This is a genomic window from Ensifer sp. ENS11 (assembly GCF_014851895.1).
GTDB classification, from domain to species: Bacteria; Pseudomonadota; Alphaproteobacteria; order Rhizobiales; family Rhizobiaceae; genus Ensifer; species Ensifer canadensis.
Window position 1 is genome coordinate 570,342 of the sequence record NZ_JACVAN010000002.1, and the last position, 20,556, is coordinate 590,897.

Consider the following 20,556-nt stretch of genomic DNA (forward strand, 5'->3'; position numbering starts at 1 on the left):
CATTTCGCTCCGGGCAGGAGGCTGTTCGGGCCGGTCGGCGGCGCCGATCAATCCTTGATGACGGAGATATCCGGAGCGTCTACCGCCTTCATGCCGACGACATGGTAGCCGCTGTCGGCGTGGTGAACCTCACCCGTGACCGAGCGCGACAGGTCGGACAGCATGTAGAGGCCGACATCGCCGACTTCCTCGATGGTGACGGTGCGACGCAGCGGTGCGTTGTACTCGTTCCACTTCAGGATGTAGCGGAAGTCGCCGATACCGGAGGCGGCCAGTGTCTTGATCGGGCCGGCAGAGATCGCATTGACGCGGATGTTCTTCGGGCCAAGGTCGACCGCCAGGTATTTGACGCTCGCTTCGAGCGCGGCCTTGGCGACACCCATGACGTTGTAGTTCGGCATGACCTTTTCGGCGCCGTAGTACGTCAGCGTCAGCATCGAGCCGCCGTCCGTCATCAGCTTTTCAGCGCGCCGGGCGACCGAGGTGAAGGAATAGACCGAGATCTGCATCGTCTTGGCGAAGTTTTCCGGCGACGTGTCGACGTAGCGCCCGGTCAGTTCGTCCTTGTCGGAGAAACCGATCGCGTGAACGACGAAGTCGATCTTGCCCCAGTGCTTTTCAAGCGTCGAGAAAACCTCGTCGATGGTGGCTTCGTCGCTGACATCGCAGTGGCCGGCCATGAAACCGTCGATTTCCGCCAAGAGCGGCTCGACGCGCTTCTTCAGTGCATCACCCTGATAGGTCAGAGCAACTTCGCCGCCCTGGCCATGGATGGACTTCGCGATCCCCCATGCAATCGAACGGTTGTTCGCGACGCCCATGATGACGCCACGCTTGCCCTTCATCAAACCCGATGCCTGAGCCATGCATTGTCCCCAATACTATCTGCCGGCATCGACGATGGCCGACGCCAGACTTCACAAAATTCAAAAACGCCAGATCTGCGCTGTCAGCGCGCGTGCGGCAAATTGTCGAGAATTGCCTATGGCATAGCCGCTCCGGTGGTTCAAGCGCGGCCGGGATCAGGAACTGTTAGTCCCCGTAATATTGGTTCAGTGTGTCAGCAAACCGTCACAAATAAAAGCCGTCGCGCAGCGATTTCATGAGGTCGGTGACCTTGTCATCAGGCGTGTCGCGCAAAATGAGCCGCAACTCGACCAGCAGATCGCCGCGCGCGCCATAGGCACCCGGCAGCCCGAAGCCGTCGACGCGAATGACCTTGTCCGACCCGGACCAGGCCGGAACGACAACGGTCGCCTCACCGATCGGCGTAGCGATGACATGCTCGCAGCCCAGCACGGCGCTCTGCAGATCGACGGACAGTGTCGTGAACAGATCGAGTCCACTGGTTCGGAAATCGCCGCTCTGGTCGACGCGCAGGGTGACGACGACGTCGCCGCGTGTCATGCGGGTGACGCGATAGCCCTGCTCCGCCAGGCGGATCGTCTGTCCGTCGACGGCACCCGGCGGTATCTGGACCTTGAAGGTTTCACCGTCGGGCAATTCCAAGGACAGGCGTTGACGATCGATCAAGTCCTGGATGGTGACGGTCAGATCGACAGCGAGATCTGGAACCTTGTCGGCGGGTTTGGCCGCCCGGCCGCGAATGCGTCTGACGATGGCGGCCACCAGCTCGGCGGCGGGTGCTGCGGCACGCTGCATCAGCGGCGGCTCCGTCTTGGCGACCGCCTCCTGCTTCGGCTCAGTGACAGGCTCGGGTTTCGGCTCGGGGGCAGCGGCTGGCCTTTCGGGTGCTTTGGCCGCTGCCGGCTTCGGCGCGGGCCTGGCGGCGCTGGTACGGCTCTCTGTGCCGAAGATCCGCGAGACCGCCTCTTCGGCGGTTTCCGCATCGACCGGCTGCTCCTCCGGCTCGGGGCCGCGCATCTTCGCCTTCATCGCCTCCATGCGGCGCAGCTCGGCTTCGCGCCGGGCATAGTCGTAGCGGCTTCTCAGCTTCGGGTCGCGCAGCAGCTCGTAGGCCTTGCCTGCTTCGGCAAAGCGCTCGGCGGCAGTCGGGTCGTCCTGATTGTGGTCGGGATGGATGGCCTTGGCGACCGAGCGCCACGCCGCCTTGATTTCGTCCTGACCGGCGGTGCGCCGGACGCCGAGAATTGCATAGGGATCACGCATGGCTTGCTACCATCTTCTCTGATCGGCGGCCTCTCCCGGATGCCCGCCTTATGCCTCAAACCGGGGATCAAGTGCTGTGGCACGTCCCTTTCAGCGGCGAGGATGGGCAGAACTTGCTAAATATCGGTTAGCCGGGGCGACGACGGAGCAGGTCAAAACGACGATCGAACCGTTCCTGCCGCGGTTTGCCGAAACGTGGTTAACGCAGGATTTCAGGAGCGCGGACCGAAGCTGGTGAGATACCACTCGCCATCGCTGAGCTTGCAGGTGCTGCCGTCGAACTTGGCAATGCCCTCATAGGAATGGCGGGTCGTGGTGAAACGACGGCAAAGCATGCCGCTGGCGTTGTCTTCCTGAATGCTGCTGATGACGCCGGCGCTGCCGGACGTGGCGTTTGCCCAGGGAATAGGGTTGAGCGACCCCTGCCCGAGTTCGGCTGAGGTCACGGCGTTGCGAATCAGGACCGCATCGGAAAGGCCGTCGGAGGTTTTGGCAACGGGAACGGTACCGGTTGAAACGGTGCGATCGACACCACTGCCGAACATGTCGAGGCCGGCTCCCATGCAACCGGACATAATGAGCACGGGCAGGCAAATTGCCGCGCCACGCATCACCGAGAAGGAATACCCCTTCTTGCCATCGATCCACTTTGCTATGTCTTGCACGGCAATCCTGTCAGACTCGCAAGAGCCGCACGTTTCCCGAGGAAGTCAACAAGCAGGCTCTGACATTTTCGATGCGGAAACACCGCTCGGGCTCATCCCGAAGCGTTTCCGCGCCAGACATCACGGCGTTAGAAGGCAATATGGCGGTGAATGAGTTAACAAGCGGTGACTTCACGGAAGCAAATGAGCCCTTTTCCCTTTTCGGCACATGGCTGAAAGACGCGGAAGGCAGCGAGATCAACGACCCGAATGCCGTGGCGCTGGCGACCGTCGACCCCGACGGGTTGCCGAATGTGCGCATGGTTCTGCTCAAGGATTTCGACGAGCGCGGCTTCGTCTTCTACACCAATTTCGAAAGCCAGAAGGGCCGCGAAATTCTCGGCGCCCGCAAGGCCGCCATGTGTTTCCACTGGAAATCGCTCCGGCGCCAGGTACGGCTGCGCGGGCCTGTCGAAATCGTCTCGGAGGCCGAGGCGGACGAATATTTCAAGTCGCGACCGCGCGGCAGCCGCATCGGCGCCTGGGCTTCGAAACAGTCCCGTCCGCTCGAAAGCCGCTTCGCGTTGGAAAAAGCGGTTGCCGAATACACGGCCCGCCATGCGCTTGGCGAAATCCCCCGTCCGGAATACTGGTCCGGCTTTCGCATCCGCCCGACCTCGATCGAGTTCTGGCACGACCGGCCATTCCGACTGCACGACCGCCTGGAGTTCCGTCGCGAGACACCGGAAGGTGGCTGGGAAAAGGTGCGGATGTACCCATGATGGACGCGGTAGGCGGCGGCTGGAGCATTTCCAGGAAAAGTGTGCAGCGGTTTTCCGCCCGGAAATGCGCAAAAGTGAGAAGCTTGAGCGCTTCCGTTTCGTCTAAAGCGGAAAGATTCTAGCTTCGACCGAGCCGAAATGGAATGCCCGAGGCGAGCGCCGAAACGTAACGGGCACGCTGGAAATGGCCGTTAAGTGAAATGCGCGGCAAGGCGTCTAGCGGCGTCGCCGCCGCGACCGTGCCCGGCATGGTGGTGACCGCAACCGTAAAGCCGAGATCGGCTGCAAGCCTTTGATCGCGCGGCGAGACAGCCGGGCGATCCCCATAGGGATAGGCAAAGCTGCGCGGCCTTTGGCCGACAATGGCTTCGACGCGGGCGGCGGATGCCTCGATCTCCTGGCTTGCCTGTTCATCACCGAGCCGCGCGACGGCGCGGTGGCTTATGGTGTGCGCCCCGAGGCTGGCGAGCGGGTTTTCAATCAGGAGACGGAGACCGGCTTCGTCGAGCGTCAGCGTTTTGGTGATAGACAACGCATCGATCCCATGTTCCAGCGCCGCCGCGTCGAGCTCGGCAACCGAAACAATTTCCTCGCGACTGTGGATGTAGGCGGCCATACGGCCAAATATCGCGTGCTTGTCGGCGCTACTTTCAGCCTTGAGTACCTCCACGCCGCTACCGAAATCAAACCGGAACTGCGTGGTTGCCGAGAGCAGATCGGCCAGCGTTTCCCACCAGAGCGTATGGGTGCGGTCGACGAACCCGCCGGTCACGAAAACGGTGAACGGCACGCCGTGCCGCGTAAAGACCGGCTGGGCATGGTCGAGATTGTTGCGATACCCGTCGTCGAGGGTGAAGCAGGCGAAGGGCGCTGCACCCTCGTCGGCAAGCGCCGTCGGCAAATCGTCGAGCGCAATGAAGCGATAGCCGTCCCGCTTCAGCCGGGTGATGGCCCTATCGAGAAACTCCGGGGTGATTTCGAGATGGGCGTTCGGATCAAAGGCCCGGGCAACCCGCGGGCGGACGTGATGCAGGGTGAAAATAGCGCCGCGCCGACGGGCATCAGGCATCAGGCCAGCGCGGCTTAGACCGTGCGCCAACTCAAGCCCACCGGCGATTGCCGCGCGCCGCGCCCTCGTCCTGATGCTTGCCGTGATCCCACCCGCCATATCAGTCCATTCAAATCAGCCTGTATCGATCACTGCAGAACTCCTTGCGCCTCGGTCGATTTACGGAGAAGATCGTCTGGAGGGTTTCAAGCGTTACAGTGTCCCTGGCGCGCCAGACCTGGTGCACCACCATGGAGGTTAATGGCGGGAGCGTTAAACCTTGCTGAAGGACGTCGGCGTTAATTTCTGGTTTACCACCCCGACGAAAGTCGCAGGAAGAAATCGCATTCTGCCTCAAAGTTGCAGCAAAGACACGGCCTTGTCACAAAAAGGCACAGCGCGCCTGTCCGACGGCGCATTTCGATGGGGACTGACATGAAAGCTATCCGCCGCCTCCTTTTGGCGATGTGCGCTCTCGCTCTGGGGTCTGCGACGGCGTTTGCCGGCAGCGCTTCGTTGGTGCTCGATGCGCGCACGGGCAAAGTCCTGTCGTCGGAGAATGCGGACACGCTGAACCACCCGGCATCGCTCACCAAGATGATGACGCTGTACCTCACCTTCGAGGCGCTCCGGCGCGGCGACATGAACTGGGACAGCAAGATCAAGGTATCGAGGGCGGCGGCGGCCCAGCCGCCGATGAAACTGGGCCTGAAGCCGGGTAGCACGATCACCGTGCGCGAAGCAGTCTATGCCATGATCGTCCGCTCGGCGAACGACGCAGCCGCCGCGATGAGCGAAAGGCTCGGCGGTTCGGAGCAGAACTTCGCCAGGAAAATGACGGCCAAGGCGCGCCAACTGGGCATGAGCCGCACCGTCTTCATCAACGCATCCGGCCTGCCCGCAAGCAGGCAGGTGACCACCGCACGCGATATGTCGACGCTCGCGGTGGCGCTGATACGCGATTACCCCAGGGAATACCGGCTGTTTGCCACGCCGAGCTTCACGTTTCGCGGTCGCAAGATTCGCGGCCATAACAACCTGATGTACCGCTATGACGGCATGGACGGCATCAAGACCGGCTACACCAATGCCTCCGGCTTCAATCTCGTCAGTGCCGTCAGGGACGGCAACCGCCGCGTCATCGGCGTGGTGATGGGCGGGCGCACGGCGCGCAGCCGCGACGACAAGATGGCGGCATTGCTCAACCGCCATGTCGGCAAAGCCTCCAATGGCCGCCAGTTGGTGGCCGCTGCCAAGACGCGGAGTGCTGCTGCAGCTGAGGTCGAGGTCGCATCTGCCGCCACGATGTCGGACGTGCCGCTGCCCTTCACGGCAGCCCATCGTGCCAAGGGCGACAGCGTTGCGGCATTGATCGCCGCGTCATCCACGACGGTCGTGCCGGCCGAACGGCCGACGGCCATGGTCGAAGAGGAAAACGCCGCTGTCGTTCCAGCCGCCGGCCGCTGGCAGATCCAGATCTCGGCGGCACCTTCGGCTGAAGCGGCCCGCGCGCTTCTGGCACAGGCGCAAGCAGCCGGAGGCGACATGCTGGCGGAGGCGTCTCCCTATACGGAAGCGGTGGGCGAAGGCGCCGGCACCATCTATCGCGCCCGCTTCGTCGGCTTCAGCAGCCGTGATGCTGCCGCTTCCGCCTGCAGCGCGCTGAAGAAGCGCTCCTACGACTGCGTGCTGCTGCCCTCGCGAGGCTAAGGGAGCCATCGGCCTTAGGCCTGCGTGCCGCCGACGGTGATCTGGTCCATGCGCAGATGCGGCTGGCCGACGCCGACCGGCAACCATTGCCCGGCCTTGCCGCAGTTGCCGATGCCGGTGTCGAGCTTGGTGTCGTTGCCAACCATCGTCACGCGCTTCATCGCGTCGGGGCCATTGCCGATCAGCATCGCGCCCTTGACCGGCGCGCCGATCTTGCCGTTCTCGATCATGTAGGCCTCGGTGCAGCCGAAGACGAACTTGCCGGAGGTGATGTCCACCTGGCCACCACCGAAGGAGACGGCATAGATGCCCTTCTTCACCGAGGCGATGATTTCCTCGGGCGTCCGGTCGCCGGACAGCATGTAGGTGTTGGTCATGCGCGGCATCGGCACATGGGCATAACCCTGGCGCCGGCCGTTGCCGGTCGGCTGCATGCCCATCAGCCGGGCGTTCTGCCGGTCCTGCATGTAGCCAACGAGCTTGCCGTCCTCGATCAACACGTTGTAGCCCGATGGCGTGCCCTCATCATCGATCGAGATCGAGCCACGCCGGGCCTCGATCGTACCGTCATCGACGACTGTCACACCCTTGGCAGCAACCTGCTCGCCGAGCAGGCCGGCAAAAGCGGAGGTCTTCTTGCGGTTGAAGTCGCCTTCAAGGCCGTGGCCGACGGCTTCGTGCAGCATCACACCCGGCCAACCCGAGGCCAACACCACGTCCAGGGTACCGGCCGGCGCATCGATCGCGTCGAGATTGACGAGCGCCTGGCGTAGTGCCTCGTCGGCACCCTTCTTCCAGTTCTCCTCGGTGATGAAGTCGCCGAAGCCGCGGCGTCCGCCGATGCCGTAGGAGCCGCTTTCCTGACGGTCGCCATCGCCGGCAACCACGGAGATGTTGATGCGCGTCATCGGCCTGATGTCCTGAACCCGGTGGCCATCGGCGCGCAGGATATCGACCAGCTGCCAGCTTGCGGCGATCGAGGCCGTCACCTGCCTGACCTTGGGATCGCGTGCACGCAGATAGGCGTCGATTTCCTGCAGAAGCGCGACCTTCGCCTCAAAGCTCGGCTCGCCGATCGGGTTTTCGTCGCCATAGAGCTTCGTGTTGGTGCGTTGCGGCGCTGCGGCATAGGAGCCGGCATAACCGCGCGTCACCTGGCCGACTGCATCGGCGGCACGGCGAAGTGCTGCCAGCGACAGCTCACCGGCATGGGCATAGCCGACCGATTCGCCGGCGACCGCACGCAGACCAAAACCCTGGTCGGTGTTGAAGCTGCCGCCCTTCAGCCGGCCGTTGTCGAAGGAGAGCACTTCGGCCTGGGCATGTTCGAGAAACAGCTCACCATCGTCGGCGCCGGCAAGCGTCTCCGACAGAACCTTGCGGATCGCTGCCTCGTCGGCATCGAAGAGGCTCATCAGATCGGTGTTCATAGTCGTGCGCTCCCGCGTCATAAGTTCGATGGCCTCCATTTAGGAAGGCGAGCGGTTCAAGCCAAGAAAAATATCGATCAGGAGAGCGAAGCGTTCCAGCCATCGAGGCGTTCGATGCGCTCGACCCCGGCGAAGCGGGCGACGCGTTCGAGTTCTGCATCTATGCGCTCCATGCGCCCAGAGGACGGCTTGACGCCACGCTCCAGCCAGAGCCGGCGCACATCGAGACTGCCGCGCTTGCGGTCGGCCTTCATGTCGATGCGGCCGATCAGGCGATCGCCTTCGATCAGCGGGAAGACATAGTAGCCGTATTCCCGCTTCGGCTCAGGCACGAAGATCTCGATGCGATAGAAGAAGCCGAACAGCCGCTCGGTGCGATTGCGGTCGCGCAGCAACGGATCGAACGGGCTCAGCACGCGCACGCGGCCCGGCGGGTCGGGAATATCGCCAAGCTCGTCAGGAAAACCCGCAAGCGCATAGGACGACCGTGGCTTGCCGCCGTCGATCGGCTCGATCGACACGTCGATCAGTTCGTCGCGATGTTCCGCCACCCAGGCCTTCGCTTCGTCCGGAGAGACCAGATCCCAGAACGCGGCGATTTCGCCGTGGGTGGCAAAGCCCAAGCGTTCAAGGGCGCTGCGGCAGGCCCAGTCTATGAACTCGTGATGCTCCACCTCGCCATCCTGGTGGTGCGGCGGGATCACCCGCTCTGTCAGGTCGTAGACCTTCTGGAAATTCTCGCGCCTGGCGATCGCCAGCTTGCCGGTGCGCCACAGCACCTCAAGCGCAGTCTTCGACGGATGCCAGTTCCACCAGCCGCCGGACTCGTGTTCGGCCTCCTTGAGGTCGCGGGCAAGCACGGGACCGCCCTTGGCGATGCGCTCGTAGGTTTCGTCGCAGCCTTTTTCAAATCCCTCGCCGCGCCACTTGCTCCAACGGTCGACGATGGTCTCGCCTTCCCATTTGAAGCGGTGCTTCCAGTAGCGGTAGAAGCTGCTGGGGATGATCGAAGCGTCATGGGTCCAGTGCTCGAACAGTTCGCGGTCGTCTTCAAGCAGCGATGTCAAATGTTCGCGGCGATAGGTCTGGTTGCGCGAGAACAGGATCTGATGATGGGCGCGTTCCACCGTCGCGATGCTGTCAACCTGAACGAAGCCGATGTCATGGATCAGCTTCAGTAGGCCATCCTTGCCGAGCGCGCGGTGCGGCGCGCCGGAAAGGCCCTGCTTTGCGAGGAAGATGCGCCGGGCATCGCTATTGGAGAGCCGAATCGTCATGGGAGAAAGAGTAGGCTTTTATTCCCATATTTCAAACGGAACCTTGGCGCAAAGCGCATTGCCCTTGTCCGCCGACTTGGCCTATAGAGCAACCGCAAACCGCGAGGGACGGGATGGACATCCGCTTTACCGATTGCTCGGTCCGCTTCGGCGAACGGGTGGCGCTGCAGCCGCTGACGCTGACGATCACCGAAAGGCGTGTCGGCATTATCGGCCTCAATGGCTCCGGTAAGACAACCTTCGCGCGGCTGATCAACGGTCTAGTCAAACCTTCTGCCGGCAGCGTCACCGTCAATGGCCTCGATACGGTCAAGGACGAGCGCGCCGTGCTTTCCGAAGCCGGCTTCATCTTCCAGAATCCGCAGCACCAGCTGATCATGCCCGTCGTTGCCGATGACATCGGCTTCGGCCTGAAGAACCGCGGCCTCAAAGGCGAGGAAATCGACAAGCGGACGCAAGCGGTGCTGTCGCGCTTCGGCGTCGAGCACCTGGCGCGGCGCCGGGTTCACGAACTCTCCGGCGGCGAGACCCAGCTGATCGCCATGGCCAGCGTCGTCGTCACCGATCCCAAAATCCTGATCCTCGACGAGCCGACCAACCAGCTCGACCTACGCAACCGGCGGCGCGTCGCCGACACGATCGCGACACTTGACGAAGACACGCTGGTCATCACCCACGACCTGCCGCTGGTCGAAAATGTCGAGCGCCTGCTGCTCTTCCACGAAGGACGGCTTGCCGCCGATGGCGCGCCGCAGGAAACGATCCGCCACTACCACGAGATCGCCGGATGCTGACGAGCCTGCACATCGAGGGCAACAGCTGGCTGCACCGGCTGCCGGTGCGTGCGAAGCTTTTGGCACTGGTGGCGCTCAGCATCCTGCTTTTCCTCACCAGCTCGCTCGTCGTGCAGCTGATCGCCTTTGTGATTTCCGGCGGGCTCTATCTCTCGGTCGGCCTTTCCTGGCGCGAAGCGCTGAAACGCGTCGGCTTCGTCTTCTTCACGATCTTCTTTCTCGCGGCCGTGAACCTCTTCCTTCTCCCCTTGAACGAAGTCGCCGTCTTGACCCTGCGCCTGATGGCCCTGGTGCTTTTCGCCGCTGCCGTGACCGCAACGACGACGATCGGCGGCTTCATGGACGAGATCACGGTGCTGCTGACGCCCTTCGAACGCCTGGGCTGGGTGCGCGCTGCCGATGTCAGCCTGGCGCTTGGGCTCGTCCTGCGCTTTGTGCCAGACATTTTCACGCGCTATCAGGCCATTCGCGAAGCACACCGGGCGCGTGGGCTGCCGGTGCGACCGTTGACGATCATCGGACCACTGATCATCCTGACGCTCAAAGATGCGGATACGATCGCCGCGGCGATTGACGCGCGTGGTTTTCGCCGTCAATAAATTCGCGCATCCTAATAAGCAAGGAACCGGAACAGCATGAACACCAGAGATCTCGTCCTTATCGCCCTCTTTGCCGCGATCGTCGTCGTGCTCGGCCTCATTCCGCCGATCACGCTCGGCTTCATTCCCGTGCCGATCACCGCGCAGTCCATGGGCGTGATGCTCGCCGGCTGCATTCTCGGCGCCAAGCGCGGCGCTTTCGCCTTCCTGCTCTTCATTCTGCTCGTCGCCATTGGTCTGCCGGTGCTATCAGGCGGTCGTGGCGGTCTCGCCGTCTTTGCCGGCCCGTCTGGCGGCTTCATTCTCGGCTGGGTCGTTGCCACCTTCGTCACCGGCCTGATCGCGCAGCGCTTCGTCCGGGAAGGCCAGGCTGAACTGCACCAGTTCGTCGGCTTCTTCCTCGCCTCGGTAATCGGCGGCATCGTCGTGCTCTATGCGATCGGCATGCCCTGGGTATCGGCCGTCACCGGCACGCCGCTGCTCGCGGTTGCCACCGGTTCGCTCGCATTCCTTCCCGGCGACCTGCTGAAGGCCGCCATCGCGACGCTTGCCGCACGCGCCGTCTTCGCCGGCTATCCGCTGCTGCCGGTTCGCGCCTGAACCGATGCCGTTTGCCGCCGCCATTGCGCGCCACGCGGAACAAATCCCGCAAGTCCCGGCCTTCCGCATGGAAGGCCGGGTTTTCACATTCCGGGAGCTTGCGCTTTGCGCCGGCCAGCTCGTTTCCGCGTTCGGGAGATTGACGGCAGACACCGGGAATAAAAACGTCCTGCCCGCCACCACAAAGCTGATCGCACTGGAGATCGGCAACCATCCCCTTTTCGCTGCCGCATTCGTCGCCGCAACATCAGGCGGGCATTGCGTTGTTTTGATCGACCCACATCTGCCGGAGACAACGCGGGCGGCAATGCGTGAGCAATTGCGCCCCGACATCACGGTTCGCGCCGACGGCGAGGGGCTGCGGCTCGATGCGACCGCTTCCGGTCAAAGCCTGCTTTTCGCCGCCGGTTCAGACGAAGACATGACGCCGATCGCCATCGGCGCCGATGACGAGCCGTTTCTCGTCGTCTTCACTTCCGGTACCACGGGCATGCCGAAAGCGATCGTGCGCGATCGCGGGTCATGGCGGCGCAGCCTGAAGATGGGCCAGGATTTTTTTGGCATTAACAGCGACACGCGCACCTTCGCCCCCGGCCCGCTCGCCCATGGGCTGACGCTCTATGCGTTCGCCGAAACGCTTGTTGCCGGCGCCGAATTCGTCGGCATGGCGCATTTCGATGCGGCGCGTGCGTCCGAGACCATCGCCTCGCAGGATGTCAGACGGCTCGTGCTGGTACCGACGATGCTGAGGCGGCTCTGCGCATCGCCTTCCCATGCGGCATTGGCGTCGGTGCAGAAGATCACCGTTGCCGGCGCCAAGCTGACACCCGCCGATCGCGCAGCCGCTGCGACACCGTTTTCGCAAGCTGACATCGTCGAGTATTACGGAGCATCCGAACTCGGCTTCATCAGCGTTGCCGGTCCCGGCGACACAGCATCGGCGACCGCCGTCGGACGCGCCTTTCCCGGTGTCGGCCTAATCGTGCTCGACGAGAGCGAAAAGCCGCTACCGTCAGGCGAAGCCGGCACGATCTTCGTCAACAGCGACCTGATTTCGAGCGGCTATATCGGCACCGGAGATGGTGCGGGCCTCAGGCGTGTCGGCAGGCTCGCAACCGTCGGCGACCTCGGATTCCTTAGTGCCGACGGCACGCTGCATCTCGTCGGGCGCTCCGGCGGCATGGTGCTTTCCGGCGGCAACAACATCTATCCGCAGGAGGTCGAGGCGACGCTTGTCGGGCATGCCGATGTGCATGCGGCGTTCGTTCTCGGACTGGACCATCCCGATCTCGGCAGCGAACTCGTCGCCGTCATCGAGCCGAATGGTGCAACAATCGACCGAGCGGCGCTCGACCGTCATCTCGACAGCCATCTGCCGCGCTATAAACATCCACGACGGATCTGGCTTTGCCATACCTTACCGATGACGCAATCTGGTAAGGTGGCCGCCGGGACTCTCAAGCAATGGATTGTGGACGGACATGACGCCCTTGAGCCCTTCGTCTGACCCATCGCGCACACCGGTGATCGTGGCGGCCCTGCGTACGCCTGTTGGGCGCGTGCGCGGCGTGCTCGCGGAGGTCGAGCCGGCACGGCTCGCTGCGCCGTTGATCACCCGCATCCTCGCCGATGTCGGCCTGGCGGCGGAGGCGCTCGATGACGTCATCCTCGGCAATGCCGCCAACTGCGCCGGCAACCTTGGACGGCTGGCGGCACTTGAGGCCGGACTTCCGGTATCGACACCCGGCCTGACCATTGACCGGCAGTGCGGCGCCGGGCTCGAGGCCATCACCCTTGCCGCCCGTCTCATCCAGTCGGGCGCCGGTCGCTTCTACCTTGCCGGCGGCACCGAAAGCGCCAGTCGCGCCCATATTCGCCTGAGGCCGCCGACGACCCCTGGCGAAGAGCCTCAACCGATCAAGCGTTCGCGCATGGCACCGGACGAGATCGGTGACCCTGACATGGGCGTTGCCGCCGAAAACGTCGCCACAGCCTGCAGCATTTCCCGCGAAAGACAGGATGCGTTTGCGCTCGAAAGCCAGCGACGCGCCGTCGCCGCCCAGGGCGCGGGCCGGTTTACGCGCGAGATCGTACCGATCGAAACGACTGCGGGGATCGTCGAGGCCGACGAATGCCCGCGCGCCAATGCATCGCTCGAAACCCTGCAGCGGCTGAAACCCGTCTTCGTCCAGGACGGCACGGTGACCGCCGGAAATGCCTGCCCGATCAACGACGGCGCAGCGATGGTTCTGGTGACCAGCCTTGCCGAAGCGCGACGCCTGGGGCTTTCCTTTGCGCTCGAATTCATCGATGCGACGACCGCCGGTGTGCATCCCGATCTGCTCGGGCTCGGCCCGGTGCCGGCGATGGAAAAACTGAAAGCGCGCAATCCGGCGCTTGATGTCGATGCGATTGATTTCATCGAATTCAACGAGGCCTTCGCCTCGCAGGTGCTCGGCAGCCTAGATCAACTCGATATTTCGCCGGAACGGGTCAATCTCGACGGCGGTGCCATCGCCCTCGGCCATCCCTATGGCGCATCCGGCGCGATCCTCGTGGTGCGGCTGTTCACGCAGATGCTGGCAGTCCCGCGCGAAACGCAGGCACTGGCGATGATGGGCATCGGCGGCGGCATGGGCGGCGTCGCGCTGTTCCGCAGCCTGCGGCCTACCGAATAGGTTCGTGATGGTTCAGAGAATGTAGCTGCCGAGCCATTCGCGCGTTGCGGCCGGCACCGGCAGCGGCGTGTGCCGTTCGCGATCGACGGCAACCCAGACAATCTCGAGTTCTGCCGCAAGCTGGCCGGCCGCCTCGACGCGCACGGCAAAGCTCACCGAGCTTCCGCCGATCTTGGCGACAGTAACGATGAAGCGCGCCGGCTCGTCATAGCGCAGGCCGCGATGGAAGACACAGGCCGAGCGGCGAACGAGATAGGCAGGCTCATGGACGACCGACGGCCGGTGCCGCCAGAGTTGGGAAAGTGCCGCTTCGGCATGGGCATAGTAGGCGGCATTGTGCATGTGGCCATGCATGTCTATATCGCGAAACGGAATGCGGATTTCCGTGACGTTTTCCCGCTCCCTGCCGTCCATGCGAGGTCCTCTTAGAATGCGCTCCACCCTCGTTAGCCAGTTCGGCGATCCGCGACAAGTGATTGCGCTCGTCGATGCCGAGCGAATCCCGCCGGGGCACGGCGGGGTCGAGATCGCGCTCTCCCTGTCGGCCATCAATCCCTCCGACCTCATTCCCGTCACCGGCGCCTATAGTGCCCGGACGACCCTGCCCTTCGTGCCCGGCTTCGAGGGCGTCGGCACCGTCAGCCGCATCGGCGCTGGCGTTACGACCTTGAAGCCCGGCGATCGCGTGATCCCGATCGGCGCAAGCGGCCTTTGGCAGCAATATCTGGTACGGCCGGCCGAATGGTGCTTTGTCGTGCCTGACGATATCGACGACCGCCAGGCGGCCACCAGCTACGTCAACCCGCTGACGACGATCCGGCTCATCGAAGCGCTCAAGTCCCATTTCGGATCGGTGAACGGCCAGAGAATCGGCGTGACCGCAGCGGGTTCGGCCATCGGCGGCATGCTGCTGAAGCTCATGTCGGGCGAAGGCGCAAAACCGATAGGGATCGTGCGCAGCCAACGCAGCGCCGAGCGGCTTGCGTCCGACACACCCGGCAAAATCGTCATCGCCGATAAAGGGCATATCCCTTCGGGCCTTGCCTTCGACGCCATTGTCGACGCGGTCGGCGGCCCGTTTGCCGGCGAGCTCATCGGCCAGACGCTCCAGCTCGGCGCCGCATTCATCCAGTATGGCGCGCTTAGCGGTGTGCCCGTGCCGATACCGGCAATCCAGGCTCGGCCGGATGTACGCTTCTCCTTTCTGTGGCTGAGAACCTGGGTGCACGCCGCCGGTCGGCCAGCGATCGAAGCGGCTTTTGCGCAGAGTTTTGCCGGTCTGCGCACCGGGCTTTTCTCAAGCCGGATTGCGCAAACCTACCCGCTCAGTTGCCTGGATGAGGCCTTGGCGCATCAGGCGGATCCTCGCCGCGACGGCAAGCTGCTGCTTGATACGCGCTGTTGAAAATCAGTGCTTTCGCTTGGGCGCGCCATGGACGTTGGCAGGTTGGAGCACTAGTTTCGGCGCATGACCACGCTGCTCTATGAAAATCCGATCTTCCTGGAACACGAGGTTCCGGAAGGTCACCCTGAAAGGCCGGACCGGCTGAAAGCGCTGAACCTTGCGCTCGAGCACCCGAATTTCGCCGACCTCAAGCGCATAAAGGCGACGAAGGCGAGCGAAGACCTGGTGCTGCTCGCCCATCCGGAGGAGCATCTGCGCACCGTCAAGCGCGCCATCCCCGAAGAGGGCATCGCCAATCTGGAAGCTGACACCTATGCCAGCCCGTTCAGCCTCGAGGCGGCATTGACCGGCATCGGCGGTGCGGTTGAGGCGGTCGATGCAGTTTTCACGGGCAAGGCCGACAACGCTTTCGTCGCGGCGCGTCCGCCCGGCCACCACGCCGAGAAGAACAAGGCCATGGGCTTCTGCTTCTTCAACACCGTCGCGATTGCCGCCCGCCACGCACAGGTGGCGCATGGGGCAGAGCGCGTGGCGATCGTCGACTGGGACGTGCACCACGGCAACGGCACTCAGGACATCTTCTGGGACGATCCGTCGGTGCTTTTCTGCTCCACTCATCAGATGCCGCTTTATCCCGGCACCGGGGCCAAGGACGAAACCGGCGTGAAAGGCAACATCGTCAACGCGCCGCTCTCGCCCAATGCCGGCAGCGAGCATTTTCGCGAGGCGTTCCGCTCTCGTGTGCTGTCGGCGCTGACGAACTTCCGGCCGGATTTCATCCTGATCTCGGCCGGCTTCGATGCCCACTACCGCGATCCGCTGGCGCAGATCAACCTTGTCGCCGAGGACTTCGACTGGGCGACGGGCCGCCTGCACGAGATCGCCGACCGCAGCGCCGGCAACCGCATGGTCAGCCTGCTCGAGGGCGGCTATGACCTGCAGGGACTGGCCGAGTCGGCCGGCATGCATATTTTGAGATTGATGAGAGGGTAACCATGACCACCACCACGCAACCGGACGTTTCGGCCCTCTCCTTCGAGCAAGCCGTCGAAGAGCTGGAGCGCATCGTCTCGGCACTGGAACGCGGCGACGTCGCGCTCGACAAGTCGATCGAGATCTATGAGCGCGGCGAAGCGCTGAAGAAGCACTGCGAGGCGCTGTTGAAGGCTGCCGAAGACCGGATCGAAAAAATCAGGCTCGACCGTGCCGGCAAGCCGCAGGGCGTGGAACCGCTCGACGCGGAGTAAACGACGGGGGATTGGTCAACGTCCGGAAACGCTGCGTCTTCGCCTAGCGCCTACCCGCAACGTGCGTTAGGCGCTAGGCTCAGACCATACGAACAACGGGAGCGTGCACCATGTCCTTCTTTCCAGGCCCCGACCCGCTCGCCGGCGACAAGCCCGCCTGCGACGCCATCGAACACCTGATCATCCCGCGCACCAGCGACATCGGCGGATTGCAGGTTCGCCGCGCACTACCGACAGCGAAGCGGCGGCTTGTCGGGCCGTTCATCTTCTTCGACCGGATGGGACCGGCGCTGTTGCGTGCCGGCGAGGCGATCGACGTTCGGCCGCATCCGCATATCGGCCTTTCGACCGTGACCTATCTGTTCGACGGCGAAATCAAGCATCGCGACAGCCTCGGCACCGAAATGGTCATCCGCCCCGGCGACGTGAACCTGATGACCGCCGGCCGCGGCATCGTTCACTCCGAGCGTTCACCGGAAAACCAGCGCGGGCATGAACGCTCGGTTTCCGGGTTGCAGACCTGGCTGGCGCTCCCCGACCACAAGGAAGAGATCGACCCGATCTTCGACCATACCGAACGGCACATGCTGCCGCAGCTCAATGACGGCGGCATAGATGCCCGGGTGGTGATCGGCAGCTTCGAAGGGCAGAAGTCGCCGGTCTCGGTCTTTACCGACACGATCTATGTCGACCTCAACATCGCGCCCGGCAAAAGCGCGCCGTTTGCCGCCAATTGGGAAGAGCGTGCGATCTATATCCTCTCAGGCGAAGCGATCATCGCCGGCGACCACTTCGCCGACAATCAGCTGCTGGTCTTCCGGCCTGGCGACGAAATCACCGTCACCGCCGGTCCGCTCGGCTGTCATGTCATGCTGTTCGGCGGCGCAGCACTCGGCTCGGCCCGCCACATCTGGTGGAATTTCGTGTCATCGTCAAAGGACCGCATCGAGAAGGCCAAGGAAGAATGGCGCACCGGCCGCTTCGACATCGTGCCCGGCGACGAGGAGGAATTCGTGCCCCTTCCCACTGGTTGAGGGCATCGAACAACCGCGACCGCTTGCCGCTTCCAGTTGCCGCATGCTTCCTTAAATCGATTTCGATTCAGGGAATCATACGGTAGTGTCTAGGACAACGACGCAGGAAAGCCTAATTTTGCATTCAGCAACAATTGCGTCTAAAGAGCCGCTTTAACGGTACCACCAACTATCGCGCACCCGATCCGTGCGGTGCGCATGAGGCATGCAGCGTGACACAACTGCCAACGAACCCGATGCCGGCAACCCCCTTGCTCGACAAGGTGACCTTTCCCGACGATCTGAAGAAGATCGACGACAAGGATCTGCCGCAGCTTGCCGGCGAAGTTCGTGCAGAGATGATCGATGCGGTCTCGCGTACCGGTGGCCATCTCGGCGCGGGCCTCGGCGTCGTCGAGCTGACGATCGCCATCCACAAGATATTCAACACGCCGCATGACCGGCTGATCTTCGACGTCGGCCATCAGTGCTACCCGCACAAGATTCTGACCGGCCGTCGCGATCGCATCCGCACCTTGCGCCAGGAAGGCGGCCTGTCCGGCTTCACCCGTCGCGCCGAAAGCGAATACGACCCCTTCGGTGCCGCGCACTCCTCGACGTCGATTTCCGCCGGCCTCGGCATGGCTGTCGCCGCCGACCTCGACGGCAAGAACCGCAATGTCATCGCCATCATCGGCGACGGTGCGCTTTCGGCCGGCATGGCCTATGAAGCGCTCAACAATGCGGGCGCGCTCGATGCCCGCCTGATCGTCATCCTCAACGACAACGACATGTCGATCGCGCCACCGACCGGCGCGATGAGCGCCTATCTGGCGCGCCTCGCTTCCGGCCGCACCTACATGGGCATCCGCGAAGTCGGCAAGAAACTGACGGCCTATCTCGGCAAGACGGTCGACCGGGCGATCACCCGCGCGGTCGAGCATGCCCGCGGCTACGTCACCGGCGGCACGCTGTTCGAGGAAATGGGCTTCTATCATATCGGCCCGATCGACGGTCACTCGTTCGAGCACCTGCTGCCGGTACTGCGCAACGTTCGCGACAACGCCAAGGGGCCGGTGCTGATCCATGTGGTGACGCAGAAGGGCAAGGGCTATCCGCCCGCCGAAGCCGCTGCCGACAAGTATCACGGCGTCAACAAGTTCGACGTCATCACCGGCGCGCAGGCCAAGGCAAAGCCGAACGCGCCCGCCTACACCTCGGTCTTCGCCGAAGCCCTGACGCAGGAAGCCGGTTTCGACGACAAGATCGTTGCGGTCACCGCCGCCATGCCATCCGGCACCGGGCTCGACAAGTTCGCCCTCGCCCACCCCAAGCGCTGCTTCGACGTCGGAATCGCCGAACAGCACGCGGTGACCTTTGCGGCCGGTCTGGCATCTGAAGGCTACAAGCCGTTTGCCGCACTTTATTCCACCTTCCTGCAGCGCGGCTACGACCAGGTGGTCCACGACGTGGCGATCCAGGGCCTGCCTGTGCGTTTTCCGATCGACCGCGCCGGTTTCGTCGGCGCCGACGGGCCTACCCATGCCGGCTCCTTCGACACGACCTATCTCGCGACCCTGCCCGGCTTCGTCGTCATGGCAGCCGCCGACGAGGCAGAGCTGAAGCACATGGTGCGGACCGCTGTCGCCTATGATGCCGGCCCGATCTCGTTCCGCTATCCGCGCGGCGAAGGCGTGGGCGTCGAAATGCCGGAGCGCGGCCAGATCCTTGAAATCGGCAAGGGCCGCGTGGTCAAGCAAGGCTCCAAGGTGGCGCTGCTTTCCTTCGGCACGCGCCTTGCCGACTGTTTGTTGGCCGCCGAAGATCTCGACGCGGCGGGTCTTTCGACGACGGTTGCCGACGCGCGCTTTGCCAAGCCACTCGACCACGACCTCATCCGCCAGCTTGCCCGCCATCACGAAGTGCTTGTGACCATCGAGGAAGGCGCAGTCGGCGGTTTTGCCAGCCACGTGCTGCAGTTCCTCGCAGAAGACGGCCTGCTCGACGGTGGCCTGAAGGTGCGCCCGATGGTGATGCCTGACATCTGGATGGAGCAGGCAAAGCCCGAAGCGATGTATGCCTTGGCCGGCCTCGACCGCGCCGGCATCGTTTCTACGGTGTTCAAGGCACTCGGCCAGAAGCAGGATATCGGCATCGGCGCTGCCGGCTAAGGCTACGCGATCGAAGGCAGTCCGAAACACCAAAGCCCCGGCGATGAACCGGGGCTTTTGCTTTCTTGTGTGTCGTGGCGACGATCAGAATTCCTGCCAATCGTCCTGCGCCACCGCCGCATTGCCGTAAGACACGGGGCGGGCGGCACTCGCCGAGCGTATCGGTGCAGATGGCGCCGCCATAGTGGTGCCATGGTGCGCAGATCGCTTGGGGCGGTCATGCTGTTCGTGCGGCCCGGCAGCGTGAAGCGGGCGATGAGCTCGCGCAGACGGCCGGCCTCGCTGGCGAGCTGGGCGCTGGCGGCATTGGCCTCTTCGACCATCGCCGCGTTCTTCTGCGTCACCTGGTCCATCTGGTTGACGGCGGTGTTGACTTCGCTGAGCCCCACCGACTGTTCGCGCGCCGAGATGGCGATCGCGTCCATGTGCTGGTTGATGGTGGCCACATGGCCGCCAATCGCCTTCAGCGCCTCGCCGGTATCGCGCACCAGCTTGACCCCGCCTTCGACCTCGACGCTGGAATTGCGGATAAGCTCCTTGATCTCCTTGGCGGCCTTTGCCGAGCGCTGGGCCAGCTCGCGCACCTCCTGGGCAACGACCGCAAAGCCTTTGCCGGCCTCGCCCGCCCGCGCCGCTTCGACACCGGCATTGAGCGCCAGGAGGTTGGTTTGAAAGGCGATCTCGTCGATAACGCCGATGATGTTGGAGATCTGGCCGGAGGAGCTTTCGATCCGGCGCATCGCTTCCACGGCACTCGCCACCACGACGCCGGATTTGGCAGCGCTTGAATTCGCCTCTCCGGCCACGATGCGCGCCTTTTCGGCCCGCCGCGTCGAGCTCGTGACGTTGGCGGTGATCTCGTCGAGGGCCGCCGCGGTCTGTTCCAGCGATGCGGCCTGCTGCTCCGTGCGCCGCGACAGGTCGTCAGCACTTTCGCTTATTTCGCGTGATGTGATTACTTCCCTGTCTCCTTGGGGGTTTTATCACCACGTCTTACCCGCTCTGCCGAGCAGCCGTGCAGCGAGGGG

At 63.6% G+C, this 20,556-nt stretch carries 19 protein-coding genes and 1 pseudogene; 12 read left to right on the forward strand and 8 right to left on the reverse strand.

Annotated features, from left to right (window positions below):
- Positions 1-47 precede the first annotated feature (47 nt).
- From fabI to IB264_RS06925, 3 genes are all read right to left on the reverse strand, one after another.
- Positions 48-866 carry an enoyl-ACP reductase FabI gene (gene fabI, locus IB264_RS06915; RefSeq protein WP_025426165.1) on the reverse strand — a complete coding sequence of 273 codons (819 nt, stop codon included), beginning with the start codon at positions 864-866 and terminating at the stop codon, positions 48-50.
- A 205-nt stretch (positions 867-1,071) separates the two neighbouring features.
- Complete coding sequence (locus IB264_RS06920; RefSeq protein WP_025426164.1) at positions 1,072-2,130, reverse strand: DnaJ C-terminal domain-containing protein; 1,059 nt, start codon at positions 2,128-2,130, stop codon at positions 1,072-1,074.
- Between the two features lie 212 nt (positions 2,131-2,342).
- Positions 2,343-2,795, reverse strand: a complete 453-nt coding sequence (locus IB264_RS06925) for an RT0821/Lpp0805 family surface protein (protein ID WP_025426163.1) — start codon at positions 2,793-2,795, stop codon at positions 2,343-2,345.
- A 140-nt stretch (positions 2,796-2,935) separates the two neighbouring features.
- Between IB264_RS06925 and pdxH the strand changes: the two genes are divergently transcribed.
- Complete coding sequence (pdxH, locus tag IB264_RS06930; RefSeq protein WP_025426162.1) at positions 2,936-3,556, forward strand: pyridoxamine 5'-phosphate oxidase; 621 nt, start codon at positions 2,936-2,938, stop codon at positions 3,554-3,556.
- A gap of 118 nt (positions 3,557-3,674) precedes the next feature.
- On the opposite strand, the gene IB264_RS06935 is transcribed toward pdxH, so the two are convergent.
- A complete protein-coding gene (locus tag IB264_RS06935) occupies positions 3,675-4,724 on the reverse strand; it encodes a polysaccharide deacetylase family protein (RefSeq protein WP_192433219.1) in 1,050 nt (349 codons plus the stop codon).
- 324 nt (positions 4,725-5,048) lie between these two features.
- On the opposite strand from IB264_RS06935, the gene IB264_RS06940 reads away from it, so the two are divergent.
- Positions 5,049-6,314 carry a D-alanyl-D-alanine carboxypeptidase family protein gene (locus IB264_RS06940; RefSeq protein ID WP_025426160.1) on the forward strand — a complete coding sequence of 422 codons (1,266 nt, stop codon included), beginning with the start codon at positions 5,049-5,051 and terminating at the stop codon, positions 6,312-6,314.
- A 14-nt stretch (positions 6,315-6,328) separates the two neighbouring features.
- Here IB264_RS06940 and tldD read toward each other — a convergent pair whose 3' ends face one another.
- Entirely contained in the window at positions 6,329-7,744 is a 1,416-nt protein-coding gene (gene tldD, locus IB264_RS06945) for a metalloprotease TldD (protein WP_057211534.1), read from the reverse strand.
- Positions 7,745-7,821: 77 nt separating this feature from the next.
- Positions 7,822-9,021 (reverse strand): winged helix-turn-helix domain-containing protein, encoded by a 1,200-nt coding sequence (locus IB264_RS06950; RefSeq protein ID WP_025426158.1) that lies wholly within the window; start codon positions 9,019-9,021, stop codon positions 7,822-7,824.
- Between the two features lie 113 nt (positions 9,022-9,134).
- On the opposite strand from IB264_RS06950, the gene IB264_RS06955 reads away from it, so the two are divergent.
- The 5 genes from IB264_RS06955 to IB264_RS06975 are packed head-to-tail and all read left to right on the forward strand — an operon-like array spanning position 9,135 to position 13,692.
- A complete protein-coding gene (locus IB264_RS06955; protein WP_025426157.1) occupies positions 9,135-9,815 on the forward strand; it encodes an energy-coupling factor ABC transporter ATP-binding protein in 681 nt (226 codons plus the stop codon).
- On the forward strand, positions 9,809-10,414 hold the full coding sequence (locus IB264_RS06960) for an energy-coupling factor transporter transmembrane protein EcfT (protein WP_025426156.1): 606 nt from the start codon (positions 9,809-9,811) through the stop codon (positions 10,412-10,414). Before IB264_RS06955 ends, IB264_RS06960 begins: the two co-directional genes overlap by 7 nt.
- Positions 10,415-10,450: 36 nt before the next feature.
- Positions 10,451-11,014, forward strand: a complete 564-nt coding sequence (locus IB264_RS06965; protein WP_025426155.1) for a biotin transporter BioY — start codon at positions 10,451-10,453, stop codon at positions 11,012-11,014.
- Positions 11,015-11,018: 4 nt separating this feature from the next.
- Positions 11,019-12,521: a class I adenylate-forming enzyme family protein gene (locus IB264_RS06970; protein WP_025426154.1), complete on the forward strand. Its 1,503-nt coding sequence runs from the start codon at positions 11,019-11,021 to the stop codon at positions 12,519-12,521.
- Positions 12,505-13,692, forward strand: a complete 1,188-nt coding sequence (locus IB264_RS06975) for a thiolase family protein (RefSeq protein WP_025426153.1) — start codon at positions 12,505-12,507, stop codon at positions 13,690-13,692. The genes IB264_RS06970 and IB264_RS06975 overlap by 17 nt, the downstream gene beginning before the upstream one ends.
- A gap of 12 nt (positions 13,693-13,704) precedes the next feature.
- Here IB264_RS06975 and IB264_RS06980 read toward each other — a convergent pair whose 3' ends face one another.
- Positions 13,705-14,106, reverse strand: a complete 402-nt coding sequence (locus IB264_RS06980; RefSeq protein WP_025426152.1) for a thioesterase family protein — start codon at positions 14,104-14,106, stop codon at positions 13,705-13,707.
- A gap of 16 nt (positions 14,107-14,122) precedes the next feature.
- On the opposite strand from IB264_RS06980, the gene IB264_RS06985 reads away from it, so the two are divergent.
- From IB264_RS06985 to dxs, 5 genes are all read left to right on the forward strand, one after another.
- Positions 14,123-15,097, forward strand: coding sequence for a zinc-dependent alcohol dehydrogenase family protein (locus IB264_RS06985; protein WP_192433221.1), 975 nt, complete (start codon positions 14,123-14,125; stop codon positions 15,095-15,097).
- 63 nt (positions 15,098-15,160) lie between these two features.
- Complete coding sequence (locus tag IB264_RS06990; RefSeq protein ID WP_025426150.1) at positions 15,161-16,090, forward strand: histone deacetylase family protein; 930 nt, start codon at positions 15,161-15,163, stop codon at positions 16,088-16,090.
- Positions 16,091-16,092: 2 nt separating this feature from the next.
- Positions 16,093-16,344: an exodeoxyribonuclease VII small subunit gene (locus tag IB264_RS06995; RefSeq protein ID WP_025426149.1), complete on the forward strand. Its 252-nt coding sequence runs from the start codon at positions 16,093-16,095 to the stop codon at positions 16,342-16,344.
- A 110-nt stretch (positions 16,345-16,454) separates the two neighbouring features.
- Entirely contained in the window at positions 16,455-17,378 is a 924-nt protein-coding gene (locus IB264_RS07000; protein ID WP_025426148.1) for a pirin family protein, read from the forward strand.
- A gap of 236 nt (positions 17,379-17,614) precedes the next feature.
- Positions 17,615-19,528 (forward strand): 1-deoxy-D-xylulose-5-phosphate synthase, encoded by a 1,914-nt coding sequence (dxs, locus tag IB264_RS07005; protein ID WP_038575941.1) that lies wholly within the window; start codon positions 17,615-17,617, stop codon positions 19,526-19,528.
- A gap of 2 nt (positions 19,529-19,530) precedes the next feature.
- Here dxs and IB264_RS07010 read toward each other — a convergent pair.
- Positions 19,531-20,478, reverse strand: a pseudogene (locus IB264_RS07010) (methyl-accepting chemotaxis protein); the annotation flags it as partial.
- Positions 20,479-20,556: the final 78 nt, after the last annotated feature.

What these genes read in the sequence shown, in the direction of transcription:
- fabI (WP_025426165.1), bottom strand. Translation starts at nt 866, where the DNA reads ATGGCTCAGGCATCGGGTTTGATGAAGGGCAAGCGTGGCGTCATCATG.
- IB264_RS06985 (WP_192433221.1), top strand. Translation starts at nt 14,123, where the DNA reads ATGCGCTCCACCCTCGTTAGCCAGTTCGGCGATCCGCGACAAGTGATT.
- IB264_RS06970 (WP_025426154.1), top strand. Translation starts at nt 11,019, where the DNA reads ATGCCGTTTGCCGCCGCCATTGCGCGCCACGCGGAACAAATCCCGCAA.
- IB264_RS07000 (WP_025426148.1), top strand. Translation starts at nt 16,455, where the DNA reads ATGTCCTTCTTTCCAGGCCCCGACCCGCTCGCCGGCGACAAGCCCGCC.
- IB264_RS06990 (WP_025426150.1), top strand. Translation starts at nt 15,161, where the DNA reads ATGACCACGCTGCTCTATGAAAATCCGATCTTCCTGGAACACGAGGTT.
- IB264_RS06955 (WP_025426157.1), top strand. Translation starts at nt 9,135, where the DNA reads ATGGACATCCGCTTTACCGATTGCTCGGTCCGCTTCGGCGAACGGGTG.
- IB264_RS06995 (WP_025426149.1), top strand. Translation starts at nt 16,093, where the DNA reads ATGACCACCACCACGCAACCGGACGTTTCGGCCCTCTCCTTCGAGCAA.
- IB264_RS06935 (WP_192433219.1), bottom strand. Translation starts at nt 4,724, where the DNA reads ATGGCGGGTGGGATCACGGCAAGCATCAGGACGAGGGCGCGGCGCGCG.
- IB264_RS06920 (WP_025426164.1), bottom strand. Translation starts at nt 2,130, where the DNA reads ATGCGTGATCCCTATGCAATTCTCGGCGTCCGGCGCACCGCCGGTCAG.
- IB264_RS06980 (WP_025426152.1), bottom strand. Translation starts at nt 14,106, where the DNA reads ATGGACGGCAGGGAGCGGGAAAACGTCACGGAAATCCGCATTCCGTTT.
- IB264_RS06960 (WP_025426156.1), top strand. Translation starts at nt 9,809, where the DNA reads ATGCTGACGAGCCTGCACATCGAGGGCAACAGCTGGCTGCACCGGCTG.
- pdxH (WP_025426162.1), top strand. Translation starts at nt 2,936, where the DNA reads ATGGCGGTGAATGAGTTAACAAGCGGTGACTTCACGGAAGCAAATGAG.
- tldD (WP_057211534.1), bottom strand. Translation starts at nt 7,744, where the DNA reads ATGAACACCGATCTGATGAGCCTCTTCGATGCCGACGAGGCAGCGATC.
- IB264_RS06950 (WP_025426158.1), bottom strand. Translation starts at nt 9,021, where the DNA reads ATGACGATTCGGCTCTCCAATAGCGATGCCCGGCGCATCTTCCTCGCA.
- dxs (WP_038575941.1), top strand. Translation starts at nt 17,615, where the DNA reads ATGCCGGCAACCCCCTTGCTCGACAAGGTGACCTTTCCCGACGATCTG.
- IB264_RS06965 (WP_025426155.1), top strand. Translation starts at nt 10,451, where the DNA reads ATGAACACCAGAGATCTCGTCCTTATCGCCCTCTTTGCCGCGATCGTC.